The organism is Streptomyces sp. SA15, from assembly GCF_002291145.1.
In the GTDB taxonomy this organism is placed as follows: Bacteria; Actinomycetota; Actinomycetes; order Streptomycetales; family Streptomycetaceae; genus Streptomyces.
Map to the genome: position 1 here is coordinate 260,933 of NZ_NTGE01000073.1, position 12,373 is coordinate 273,305.

9 protein-coding genes are annotated in these 12,373 nt (G+C 69.9%); 4 read left to right on the forward strand and 5 right to left on the reverse strand.

Translation table 11 applies throughout. The features are described from left to right. Positions 1 to 47: 47 nt before the first annotated feature. Genes CLM62_RS13310 through CLM62_RS13325 form a run of 4 tightly spaced genes read right to left on the reverse strand, consistent with a single transcriptional unit; the run spans position 48 to position 6,327 of the window. Positions 48 to 3,101: a glycoside hydrolase family 38 C-terminal domain-containing protein gene (locus CLM62_RS13310; RefSeq protein WP_095750042.1), complete on the reverse strand. Its 3,054-nt coding sequence runs from the start codon at positions 3,099 to 3,101 to the stop codon at positions 48 to 50. Positions 3,102 to 3,128: 27 nt separating this feature from the next. Beyond that, on the reverse strand, positions 3,129 to 4,025 hold the full coding sequence (locus tag CLM62_RS13315) for a carbohydrate ABC transporter permease (RefSeq protein WP_095750043.1): 897 nt from the start codon (positions 4,023 to 4,025) through the stop codon (positions 3,129 to 3,131). Further along, positions 4,025 to 4,954, reverse strand: coding sequence for a carbohydrate ABC transporter permease (locus CLM62_RS13320; protein ID WP_095750044.1), 930 nt, complete (start codon positions 4,952 to 4,954; stop codon positions 4,025 to 4,027). The genes CLM62_RS13315 and CLM62_RS13320 overlap by 1 nt, the downstream gene beginning before the upstream one ends. Continuing rightward, complete coding sequence (locus CLM62_RS13325; RefSeq protein WP_095750045.1) at positions 4,951 to 6,327, reverse strand: ABC transporter substrate-binding protein; 1,377 nt, start codon at positions 6,325 to 6,327, stop codon at positions 4,951 to 4,953. Before CLM62_RS13325 ends, CLM62_RS13320 begins: the two co-directional genes overlap by 4 nt. A 304-nt stretch (positions 6,328 to 6,631) precedes the next feature. Between CLM62_RS13325 and CLM62_RS13330 the strand changes: the two genes are divergently transcribed. From CLM62_RS13330 to CLM62_RS13340, 3 genes are all read left to right on the forward strand, one after another. After that, entirely contained in the window at positions 6,632 to 7,870 is a 1,239-nt protein-coding gene (locus CLM62_RS13330; RefSeq protein WP_095750072.1) for an ROK family transcriptional regulator, read from the forward strand. A 498-nt stretch (positions 7,871 to 8,368) separates the two neighbouring features. Beyond that, entirely contained in the window at positions 8,369 to 9,979 is a 1,611-nt protein-coding gene (locus tag CLM62_RS13335) for a flavin monoamine oxidase family protein (protein ID WP_095750046.1), read from the forward strand. Beyond that, a complete protein-coding gene (locus CLM62_RS13340) occupies positions 9,976 to 10,617 on the forward strand; it encodes a Rid family hydrolase (protein WP_095750047.1) in 642 nt (213 codons plus the stop codon). The genes CLM62_RS13335 and CLM62_RS13340 overlap by 4 nt, the downstream gene beginning before the upstream one ends. Positions 10,618 to 10,738: 121 nt before the next feature. On the opposite strand, the gene CLM62_RS13345 is transcribed toward CLM62_RS13340, so the two are convergent. Further along, complete coding sequence (locus tag CLM62_RS13345; protein ID WP_095750048.1) at positions 10,739 to 11,815, reverse strand: glycerophosphodiester phosphodiesterase family protein; 1,077 nt, start codon at positions 11,813 to 11,815, stop codon at positions 10,739 to 10,741. 212 nt (positions 11,816 to 12,027) lie between these two features. Here CLM62_RS13345 and CLM62_RS13350 point away from each other — a divergent pair. Next, positions 12,028 to 12,373, forward strand: a 346-nt coding sequence (locus tag CLM62_RS13350) for a UbiA family prenyltransferase (protein ID WP_179382078.1), incomplete at its 3' end; no start/stop codon positions are given.

Consider the following 12,373-nt stretch of genomic DNA (forward strand, 5'->3'; position numbering starts at 1 on the left):
CTCCGTGTCACGGGCGTGTCAAGAGAGCTGCGGGAACTGTTTGGTCGTTATGCCGCCACCAGGCGCAGGGTGAGGATCTGGAACGGGTGCAGTCTCAGCCGGATCGTGCCTTCGGTGACCTGATGGCCCGTCGGGTCGTCAAGCGGCCGTTCCAGGAGGTCGGTGGCGGTGGCGGACGCGAAGGGGAACCCGGGGGTGAGGGTGGCGCGGGCGCGGACGCCGTGGGCCTCGTAGAGGCGGACGACGACATCGCCCGACCGGTCGTCGGCCAGCTTCACGGCCTCGATGACCACTCCCTCGTGGTCGACCGAGACCAGGGGAGCGACGGGTGCGCCACCCGGCAGCGCGCGCTCGGGCAGGTTGAGGTGGTAGCCCTCGCGGACGGCGTCGGCGATGTCGGCGCCGATCACCAGGGCATAGCGGAGCCGGTGAGTGCCCTGGTCGGCGTCAGGGTCGGGGAAGCGGGGGGCGCGCAGCAGGGAGAGGCGGACCGTGGTCGTCGTACCGCCGTCGGGACGCATGTCGCGGGTGACGTCGTGGCCGTACGTCGAGTCGTTGACCAGGGCGGTGCCCCAGTCACGTTCACCGACGTGCAGGAAGCGGTGCGCGCAGATCTCGAACTTGGCCGCGTCCCAGCTGGTGTTGGTGTGGGTGGGCCGCTCGACGTGCCCGAAGGGGATCTCGGCGGTGGAGTGCGCGGCGCGTACGTCCAGCGGGAAGGCGGCCTTGAGCAGCTTCTCCCGTTCGTGCCAGTCGACGACGGTGTCGATCACGAGCCGTCGGGAGTCGGCGGCCAGGGTCAGGGTCTGCTCGATCCGGGAGGCCCCGAAGGCTCGGACCACGTGGACGCCGTCGCCGGTCGCGGTGACCGACTCGGTGTCGGTGAGGTCGCGGACGGTGTTGCGGTAGAAGACGTCGATGTCCCACGCGTCCCACTGGTTGGGGAAGTCCTGGTGCAGCTGAAGCAGGTTGGCACTCGCGCCGGGCGGTAGCGCTTCGCGGTCGGCCGTGCGGTCGTAGGCGGAGGTGATCAGTCCGCGCCCGTCGACGATGACCCGGACCAGGCCGTTGTCCAGGACGAAGCCGTCGGCGTCCGGAACCGGAGGCACGTTCCCCTCGGCCGGGTCGGTGCGCAGGCCGGCTCCCAGCGCCGGGACCCCGGCGCGGTCGTGCGGAGCGGCGTTGAAGACGACCGTGCCGTCGCCCGATCCCGCCAGGGTGCGCTGGGCGTCCTCGACGATACGCTCCAGCTCCCGGGCGACGGCGACGTATGTCTCCTCGGCCTCGCGGTGCACCCAGGCGATCGAGGTGCCCGGCAGGATGTCGTGGAACTGGTGCAGCAGGACCGTCTTCCACAGCCGGTCCAGGGCCTCGTACGGGTACGGGTGCCCGTGGCGCACGGCCGCCGTGGCCGCCCACAACTCGGCCTCGCGCAGCAGGTGCTCGCTGCGCCGGTTGCCCTGCTTGGTGGCGAGCTGACTCGTCAGGGTGCCGCGATGGAACTCCAGGTACAGCTCGCCGGACCAGACGGGGGCGCCGCCGTTCGCCTCGTACTCCGCGTGCGCGCGGGCGAAGAAGGTGGCGGGCCTTTCCAAAGTGACCCGGGCCGAGCCCTCCAGGTCGGCCAGCCGGGCGGCGCGGGCCAGCATCTCCCGGGTCGGGCCGCCGCCTCCGTCGCCGTAGCCGAAGGGGATGAGGGAGTGGTTGGCGGCGCCCTTGTCCTGGAAGTTGCGCACCGTGTGGGCGAGGTCGGCGCCGGACAGGTCGCCGTTGTAGGAGTCGACGGGCGGGAAGTGGCTGAAGATCCGGGTGCCGTCGATGCCCTCCCACCAGAAGGTGTGGTGCGGGAACTTGTTGGTGGTGTTCCAGGAGATCTTCTGGGTGAGGAACCAGCGCACCCCGGCCAGCTTCATCAGCTGAGGCAGCGCGGCGTTGTAGCCGAAGGTGTCCGGCAGCCACATCTCCTCCGTCTCGACGCCGAACTCCTCGAGGTAGAAGCGCTTGCCGTGGACGAACTGCCTCACCAGCGACTCGCCGCCGGTGAGGTTGGTGTCGGGTTCCACCCACAGACTGCCCGTGGGCAGGAACTGGCCTGCCTTCGCCTTCTCCTGGGCGCGGGCGTACACCTCGGGCCGGTGCTCCTTGAGCCAGGCGAGCTGCTGGGCCTGGGACATCACGAACCGGAACTCCGGGTGGTCGTCCATGAGTTGGGTGACGTTGGAGACGGTCCGGGCGACCTTGCGCACCGTTTCGCGCAGCGGCCACAGCCACGCCGTGTCGATGTGCGCATGCCCCACCGCGGAGATGCGGTGCGCGCCCGCGTTCGCGGGTGCCGCCAGCGCCGGGGCCAGGGCCGCCCGGGCCGCCACCGCACTGGCGCCGGGGTTCTGCAGGTCGACCGTGTCCAGGGCACCTTCGATCGCCCGCAGTATCTGCCAGCGGCGCGGGGCGTCGACCGGCAGCTCGTGCATGAGCTGGCCCAATACCTCCAGGTCCTGGACGAGTTCGTAGACGTCCCGGTCCACCACGGACAGGTCGAGGCGCCGCAGCCGGTACAGCGGTTCACCCGGATCGGCCGCAGGGTCGCCGAGCCAGGGCGCCCGTCCGCCGACCGACGTGGGACCGAAGGTGAGCTCGTCGGGGCCGGTGTGCATGACGACCGGGTTGGCGGCGGCCTCGACGTACCGGACGAACTCCTCGCCGCCCGCGGCCGATTCGGTGACCGGAAGCCAGGTGTTGCGCGGGTTGAGCGCCTTCACCGCGGTGCCGTCGGCCCGGTGGACCAGGCCTTCGGCGGAGAAGCCGGGGGAGTGGGGGGAGAAACCGAGGTCGAGTACGGCCTCGACGGGCAGCCCGGCCCACTCGGCGGGGATCGTGCCGCTGACCCGGAACCAGCTCGTCGACCAGGCCGGGCCCCACCGGTCGCCCACCCGCGCCGGCCGGTAGGGCGCGGACAGAGCCGCCTGGACCGGCACCGGCTCGCCGGGAACGTTCCAGATCTCGACCTGGAGGGGGACCGACCGGGCGTGCACGGCCGGTCGGATGCGCTCGTTCAGCACCCGGGCGAGCCGCTGCTCGGTGACGTCACGGTCGTAGTGCATGGATGCCTTCTCCGAGGGTGTGGGGGGTCAGCCCTTGAGCGCGCCGCCGAGCGCGAAACCGCCGCCCAGCCTGCGGGACAGCAGCAGGTAGAGCATCACGACGGGCAGGGAGTAGAGGATCGAGAATGCCGACAGCTGCCCGTACTGGGTCTGGTCGTGCGCGCTGAGGAAGGTGAACACGCTGACGGACGCCGGGAGCTTCTCCGGGGACAGCAGGAGGATGAAGGGGACGAAGAAGTTCCCCCACATGCCGATGAAGGTGAAGATGGTGACCACGGTGACGCCCGATCGCATCAGCGGCAGGATGACCCGCCACAGCACCTGGAGGGTGTTCGCGCCGTCGATCCGGGCGGCCTCCTCCAGCACGATCGGCACACCGTCCATGAAGCTCTTCATCAGCCAGATCCCGAACGGCAGCGCGGAGGCCGCCAGGAACAGGGTCGTACCGGGCATCGAGTCGATGAGGTTCACCTGCACGAACATGCTGTAGACCGGGATCATCACCGCGGTGATGGGCAGGCCGGTGGAGAACAGGATCGTGTAGAGGAACGGCCGGCGCAGCCGGGAGCGGTACCGGGACAGCGGATAGGCGGCCAGCACCGACACCACCACCGTCACCGCCGTCGCGAAACCGCACAGCAGCAGGCTGTTGAGCAGCGGCCGGTAGGTGGTGTCGACGTTGAGGATCGCGTCGAAGTTGTCGAGGGTGAGCGCCGACGGCCACGTCAGCCGGAAGCTGTTGGTGTCGCTGACCGAGGCCAGCAGCATCCACAGCAGCGGCAGGACGTACGTCAGCGACACCGCCAGCAGGACGGCGTTGACCGCGATACGGCCGGGAAGGGAGCGGCGCCGCCGCGAGACCGGTGGTGCGGTGGTCGTGCTCCGTCGGTGGGACGCGGCACGCGGGGACGTGAGCACGGCCATCAGTCGTCCTCCAGTTTGAGCAGCCGGATGTACACGACGGAGAACAGGGCGCCGACCACCAGCAGGACCAGGGCGATGGCGGTGCCGTAGCCGATGAGGCTGTTCTGGAAGGCCTGCTGGTACATGAAGATCGGCAGGGTCTCGCTCTTGTTGCCCGGTCCGCCGCGGGTCATGGTGTAGATCAGGCCGAAGACGGAGAGCGTCTGGAGGGTGATCAGCATCAGGTTGGTCATGATCGACCGACGGATGACCGGCAGCACCACCCGCCACAGCCGCTGCCAGGGGCCGGCCCCGTCCATCTCGGCCGCTTCGACCAGCTCCTGCGGCACGTCGTTGAGGGCGGCGGAGAAGACCATCATCGAAAACGCCGTGCCCCGCCAGACGTTGGCCAGGCACACCGCCAGGATCGGCATCGTGTAGAGCCAGTTCTGCCCCGGTAGGTGCAGGGCGTCCAGGATCGAGTTGAGCGAGCCCTGGTCGTAGAAGAACGCGTACATCAGATAGCCGGCGACCACCTCGGGCAGCACCCACGCGGCGATGACGACACCGTTCGTGAGCGTCCGCACCGGCTTGGTGGCCTTCTCCATCAGCACGGCCAGCGCCAGCCCGAGGGTGTTCTGGCCGATGACGGCGGAGCCGAACACGAACGCCAGGGTCAGCCATACGGCGTTGAGGAAGTCGGCGTCCCCGAAGGCCCGGGTGAAGTTGTCCAGACCCACGAAGCGCGTGCCCGTCGCGCCGGTGAGCTGCATGTCGGTGAACGCGTAGTACACGCAGTACGCGATCGGCCCGGCCAGGAACACGGCCAGCAGCACCAGCGACGGCAGCATCGGCAGACCGCGCGTCAGGGACCGTACGGCGGCGGGCGGCGCCCCGCCGGGCCGGCGCCGGTCACCGGCCTTGCGGGGCGCCGAGGTCAGCGCGGTCATGGGGCGCCCTTGACGGTCTTGTCACCGCCCACGGCGGCCTTCACATCGCTGTCGTACGTGGCGGCGGCCTTGTCGACGGATGCCTGGCCCGTGGTCACCGACTCCATGGCTTTCTGGATGGCGGTCGAGACCTGGTTGTAGGCGGGCAGGCCGGGCCGGTAGTGGGTGTACTTCACGAGTTCGGTGAAGAACTTGTTGGTCGGTACGGCGTTCAGGTACGTCGGGTCGGTGGCGGCGTCCGTGCGGACGGCGATGCCGGCGTTGATGGCGTTCCACTTCGAGTGGTTGGCCTTCGTCTGGACGGTCGTGAGGAACTTCCAGGCCAGGTCGGGGTTCTTGGCCTTGGCCGGGACCGACCAGGCCCAGCCGCCGGACATGCTGACCTTGCCGGGTGCCTGGCCGTTCTGGGTGGGCATCGCGGCGCTGCCTATCACCGTCTGCCACTGGCTCCACGGCTTGGAGCTTGCGGGACCCCAGTTGTTGGGCATCCAGGAGCCGTCGATGTCCATCGCCAGCTTGCCCTGGGGGAACAGTTCGGTGCCGACGGTGGTGCCGAAGTTGGCGCCGAGGGCCTGCTGCACCGGCGGCCCGAGCTTCTCGCTGTACACGGTGTGGACGAAGTCCAGCGAGTCCTTGAAGGCCTTGCTGCCGACGACCCACTTCTTCTGGCCCGCGTCGTAGAGGGACTTGTCGCCCGGCGGGGTGCCGTACAGCAGCATCTCGAAGCCCTGCATGGAGGAGGCCTCGCCGCCCGCCGTGCCGGTGTAGAGGTTCATCGGGATGACGCCGGGCAGCTCGGCCTTGATCCTGCGAGCGGCGCTGAGGACGTCGTCCCAGGTCTTGGGCTGCCAGGGCACGGATATGCCGGCCTTCTCGAAGAGCTGCTTGTTGTACCAGATCCCGCGGGTGTCGGTGCCGTCCGGGACGCCGTACGTCTTGCCGTCCGAGGTGCCGCGCACCGCGGTCTTGGCGGCCGGGGCGAACTTCGACCAGTCGTTCCACTTGGCGAGATAGGCGTCGAGCGGTTTGAGGTAGCCGCTCGCGATGTCGGAGTTGATCAGAAAGGTGTCCTCGTAGACCAGGTCGGGAGCGGTCGCGGGAGACCGCATCATCAGCTGGATCTTGGTGTAGTAGTCGTTCTCCGAGGCGGTGACCGGGACGAGGGTCACCTTCGTGCCCGGGTTGGCCTGGGTGAACCGCTTCACCATCGAGGCCAGGAAGTCGGCATGGAGCTTGTTGTTGCTGTCCAGGTTCTGCCAGTAGACGACCTTGATCGACTTGCTGGAGCTCCCTGAGGAGCCCGAACCACAGCCGGCGGCGACGAGGGCGGTGGCGGCGGTGAGGGCTGCGGCAGCGATGAGTCTCGAACGCACAGTGGTGCCTCCGGAGTGCGAAACCTGAGGGAAAACCGCGACGAATTTGCGGGCTGCGGGCAGCTCGGACGAGGCGCTCCACTCGGCGCCACCCCGCGCGACCTGGCCTGTTCGGCCCGGCTTGGTGCGTCAGCTAAATCCAATTGATGGATTAAGTCAACGCTTCTGCCGTGTAAACTTTGGTCATGAACCGCCCTCCGGCCCCGGCGCCGCGCCCCGGGCACGCCGGTGCCGACCCGGTGACCAGGGCAGACCAAGGCGGCAACGGAAGGCATGAGGTGCGGTAGGTGACCGACAGGTGACGATGCTCGGTGGGACCAACCTGCCGCGGGTGGGCGGCTACAACCAGGCCGTCGTGCTGGACGCCATCCGGACCAGGGGCCCGGTGAGCCGGGTCGAACTGGCCACGCTCACCGGCCTGACCAACCAGACCGTCTCGAACGTCGTCCGCAAGCTCCTCGACGCCGGCCTGGTGACGGAGTCCGGCCACGCCCCCTCCAACGGCGGTAAGCGCCGCACCCTGCTGTCCCCCCGTCCCGACGGCGCCTACGCGCTCGGCGTCCACCTCGACCCCGACGCCGCCGTCATCGTCCTGGTCGACCTGGCCGGCGAGGCGGTCATGACCCGCCGGCTGCGGCTCACCATGCCGAGCGAGCCCGCCGACGTCGTGGACCGGGTGGCCCGCGCCGGGCTGCGGCTCGTCGACCGGTCCGCCGTGGACCCCGACCGGCTGCTGGGTCTGGGCGTCGCCGCGCCCGGTCCCATCGACGGTTCCACCGGCGCCGTCGTCTTCCCGCCGAACCTGCCCGGCTGGGACCGCGTGCCGCTGACGAAGATGTTCGCCGAGGCCACCGAGATGCCCGTCGCGCTGGACAACGACGCCACCGCCGCCGCCATCGGCGAACGCTGGATCGGCGGCGAGGCCAGGGCGGGCAGCTTCCTGTTCGTCTACCTGGGCACCGGCATCGGTGCCGGCATCGTCCTCAACAACACCGTGCTGCACGGCGATTCGGGCAATGCCGGGGAGTTCGGCCACATGGCCGTCGAACCGGGCGACCGGGCCTGCCACTGCGGCAGCATGAGCTGCCTCGGCCCCTACTGCAGCCCGGCCGCGATCATCGACGACCTGCTGCGCCGCCACGGCCGGACCGTGGCCGACCGCATCGGCCTGAGCTGCACGCCCGAAGACCGCCACGAGGACTGGCGACGCCTGCGCCGGGCCGCCCGCAGCGGCGACCCGGACGCCCGTGACGTCGTACGCCACGCCGCCCGCCGCATCGGCCAGGCCGTCCGGGGCGCCACCAGCCTCCTCGATGTCAGCCGTGTCGTCCTCGGCGGCGAGGCGCTGCGGGGCATCGAGCCCCTCCTGTGCGAGGAGATCGACGCGGCCGTCAACAGCACGTCCGTCGCCCGCGCCATCCGCCCCCTCGCCATCGAGCAGAGCGTCATCGGTGAGACCGTCGGCGCGGTCGGTGCCGCGTCACTCGTACTGCACGGCAACTACACGCCCGGCTGGCGCATGCTCACCGACGCCTCCGCCTGAACGGAGACGGGGAAGCCGGTGGAGCCCGCCGTACGCGCTGCCGAACCGGAGCGCGTGAGCGGGCGGCGCGACGGTGGCTCCTGTCCCGCTCGGCGTCCGCGCGCCGACGACAGCGGGACCCGCGGGTCGGGCCGTCGCAGGCGGGGGGCTCCGGATTCCTGAGGGGGCTGCCCGGGCCGCGAGATGGTGCTGACGGCCGATGTGGCGGAACTGGTGCGCGGCGGCGCGCTGGTTCGCCCGTAGGGCGACCAGCCGACGGCCGGTTCGTGGGCCCGTTCCGGGCCCCACCACGGTCCGGCCCAGGCCCCGGACCGGTTCGACGCGGTCGACGCACGCCTCGCTCGCATGCTCATGCCGCGGATACGTCATTGGTATGACGCTGTAACAGTCCTGACGGAGGCTCGTCTGGCACTCCGGTCTCCACAGCAACTCACCCCCCACGTGACCGGGCTGATCGGACGTCGCGTCCGGCCGACGGGCGCGGGTGAGGAGAAGTGGATGGTTGCGGAGAGATCCACGGCATCTCGGCGTGGCTTCCTGCGGTCCGTCGGGATCGCGGGCGGCGCGGGAGTGCTCTACTCGGCGATGGGCGCTCTGGGCCTCGCGCCGGTGCCCGAGGTAGGGGCCGCGGAGTACCGGGCGCCTCGGCAGAGCGACTTCTCGCTCAGCGGGCGCGGTGCCAAGAAGGTCCTGGTGCTCGGCGGCGGAATAGCGGGCCTGGCCACCGCGTACGAACTCGGCAAGGCCGGCTACGACTGCCGGATCCTGGAGGCGAAGGAACGCCCCGGGGGCCGCAACTGGACGGTCCGCGGCGGCACCACGCTCACCGACCTGGACGGGCGCACCCAGACGGCTTCCTTCTCCAAGGGCCAGTACATGAACGCGGGCCCGGCCCGGCTGCCGCAGTCCCACGTCACACTCGAGTACTGCCGTGAACTCGGCGTCCCACTCGAGGTGTTCACCAACCAGAACGCCAACGCGTACATCTACCACGAGAACAGCGCCGCCCTCGCGGGCAAGCCGATCCGCTGGCGCACCGCGAAGGCCGACGCCTACGGATACGTCTCCGAGCTGCTCGCCAAGGCCACCGACCAGGGCGCCCTGGACAAGGAGCTCACCGCCGCCGACAAGGAGCGGCTGATCGCGTTCCTGCGGAACTTCGGTGCCATCAAGGGCAAGGCCGACGGCTTCGCCTACACGGGCTCCGACCGGCGCGGCTACTCGGTCGAGCCGGGCGCGGCCTTCGAGGAGGGCACGGTGCTCGGCCCGGTGCCATCGTTGTCGGACGTCATCGGCAGCGGCGTCGGGCAGCGCTTCTCCTTCGAGTTCGGCTACGACCAGGCCATGCTGATGTTCCAGCCGGTCGGCGGGATGGACGCGATCCCGTACGCGCTGGCGAAGGCCGTGGGCGAGGACCGGATCATCTACGGCGCCAAGGCGATGGAGGTCAAGGACCTCCCCGACGGTGCCGAAGTCGTCTACAAGGACGCGCAGGGCCGTACCCGCAGCCGGCGCGCCGACTTCGTCGTGGCGGCGCTTCCGCCCATGGTCATGGCCCGGATCAAGCACAACCTGGGCGCGAACGTCACCGCCGCGCTGAAGTACCCTGTCGCGACCCCGGTCGGCAAGGTGGGGCTCGAGTACCGCAGCCGCTGGTGGGAGACGGACGAGCACATCTACGGCGGCATCACGCCGACCGACACGGACCTGGCCACCATCTGGTATCCCTCGTACGGCTACCAGGGCCGCCGCGGCACGCTCATCGGCTACTACAACTTCGGTGCCAACGCCGTCGCCTACAGCGACCTGCCCCACGCCCAGCGGGTCGAGCGCGCGGTGAGCCGGGGCGTGAAGATCCACGGAGACAAGTACCGCACGGAACTGGACCACTCCTTCAGCGTGGCCTGGCACCGCACGCCTTACATCGAGGGCGGCTGGGTGGGCTGGCCCTCGCAGACCGGCCCGGAGTACCAGCTGCTCAACAAGCCCGCGGGGCACGTCTACTTCGCCGGCGACTGGCTCAGCCACGTCATCGCCTGGCAGCACGGTGCGTTCAGCTCGGCCCGCAAGGTCGTGACCGACATCCACGAGAGGGTGATGGCCGCATGAACCGGCGCACGAAGATCCTCACCGCCACCGCTCTGACCGGCACCTTCCTGACGGGCTCGGTCGCGCTGGCCGACGCCCAGGGCTGGTGGCCCGGCTCGAAGACGGTACGCGTGATGCTGCCCGAGGGACAGTCCAACCCCGCCATCGCGAACGGCGTGGCGATGGGCGGAGAGGTCGCCGTCTACCAGAGCAGCGGCCTCGGACCGTCCGCGCTCAACCCCAGCGCGCCGGAGGGCACGCCCGAGCGCTACACGGACCCCGCTCTCACCGAGGGCGCCCAAGGCGTCACGATCACCGAGGCGCAGGCGCTCGTCGTGCTGCGCAACATCAAGACCAACCTGGAGGCCGCGGGGCTCACCCCGGCCGACGTCATCACGATGAAGTGCTACCTGATGAAGCCGCCCGGCGCCGAGACCGCCGACTACGCGGGCTGGAACCGCGCCTACCGGCAGTATTTCGCCAACATCGACCTGACCACCCAACAGGTCGTGCCGGTACCCATGGGCACGTCCGCCCCGAAGCCGCCGCTGCTCGCCAACAAGGCCCGCCCGGCGCGGGCCACGATGGAGGTCGCCTCCCTGGCCGTCAAGGGCTGGCTGGTGGAGGTCGAGGTCACCGCGGCGTACCGCAAGCGCTGACCCGTACCGACGTACGAAAGGCCGACCGGTGGGGACGGCCGGGAAGTGACGGGGCGGGGTCCGACATCGGGCGCCGCCCTGTCGCTCTGCCACCGGCTCTCCCTGCCGTCGCCCCGGAGCGTCAGCTGGGTTGGTAGGGCTTGGGCAGGCGCATGCCGCGGTCGGCCATGATCTGCCGGACGCGGTCGGGGTAGTTGGTGATGATGCCGTCGACGCCCATGTCCATGAGTGCCTCGACGGTGGCCGGATCGTCGCAGGTCCACGGGATGACCTTCAGGCCCCTGGCGTGCGCATCGGAGATCATCTTCCGGTCGGGGTAGAAGCGGAAGCCGGGATCGCCGACCTTGCCGCTCTGCGGGAAGCCGTAGTTGGGGGAGAGGGCCCTGACCCCGGGAATGGTGGCGGCCGCCTTGACGAAGTCGCCGTCGTGGTCGTCGGCGTCGATCCCGCCCAGCCACGGGGAGGCGCCCGGCTTTCCGACCTGCAGGAAGTCGTAGTTCGTGAGGGCGACCAGCGGCCACTTCGGGGCCAGTTTGTGCATCGCCTTCAACGCGCCCCAGTCGAAGGACTGGATGGTGACCTGGTCCTGGATGCCCGACGCGCGGATCTCCTCGTGGACCCGGCGTACGAACAGCTCGCGCGGCGCGGTCTGTTCGGGCGCGCCCGCCTCGACCTTCGTCTCGATGTTCAGCTTCACCCGCTTGGCGCGGTAGCTCTTGACCAGGTTCAGGACGTCCTTCAGCTCGACCATGCGGAAGCCCTTGACCACCTCCTGCTCGGGGAAGCCGGGCAGCTGCTGGTAACCGCAGTCGATGGTCTTGACCTGAGCGAGCGTCAGATCCTTGATGTACTTTCCGACGTACGGGAACGTCGGGTCGCCCGGCGTGACCGGTGCCGTGTCACGGCACTTTTGGGCGCTGACCTGCCGGTCGTGCGTGACGACGACCTTCTCGTCCTTGGCGATCTGGGTGTCCAGCTCCAGGGTGGACACCCCCAGCCGCATCGCCTTGCCGAATCCCTCGAGGGACTCCTCGGTCGTCATGCCGATGCCACCGCGGTGCGCCTGCAGATCGAAGTGGGTCTTCCCGGGCGGCACGCCGAGGCCGTCGTACGTCGTCGCATGAGCGGTCACCGGAAGGGCGGACAGCGTGAACACCGGAGCCAGCACCAGGCCGGCGAGGACACTTCTTGAGGACATCGGCACCTCACTCGTGTGCGGTCGGGGCGACGACATGACGCTAGTTCGGCCTCGGACGGGTTCAACTGCCTGGACATGATGACGCCGTGAATGCCGGCGGAACGCCCTGTCGCCGGCCCTCGTTCGTTCGGCACGCCGGACACACGGTTTCTTCACATGAATGAGGGCAATGAGGTATCTGAAGATTAAAGTGTTGGGCGTAGGGTCCGATCATGCACGGCCCGACCGACTCCCGTCCTTCCCCCCGCCTCGCCGACCTGGCGAACCTGTTACGCCTGCCCGCAGCGCTCAGCGTGCCCGGTGACGTCCTCGCCGGTGCTGTCGCGAGCGTGGGGACACCCCGGCCCCGTACCGTCGCCACGATGGCGTCGTCCGTCGCCCTCTACTGGGCCGGAATGGCGCTCAACGACTACGCGGACGCGACCGTCGACGCGGTGGAGCGCCCCGAACGTCCCGTACCCTCCGGCCGCGTGGCCCGCAGCACCGCGCTGGCGACCGCCTGCGGGCTCACCGCCGCGGGCCTCGGCCTCGCCGCCCTGGCCGGTGGGCGGCGCGCGC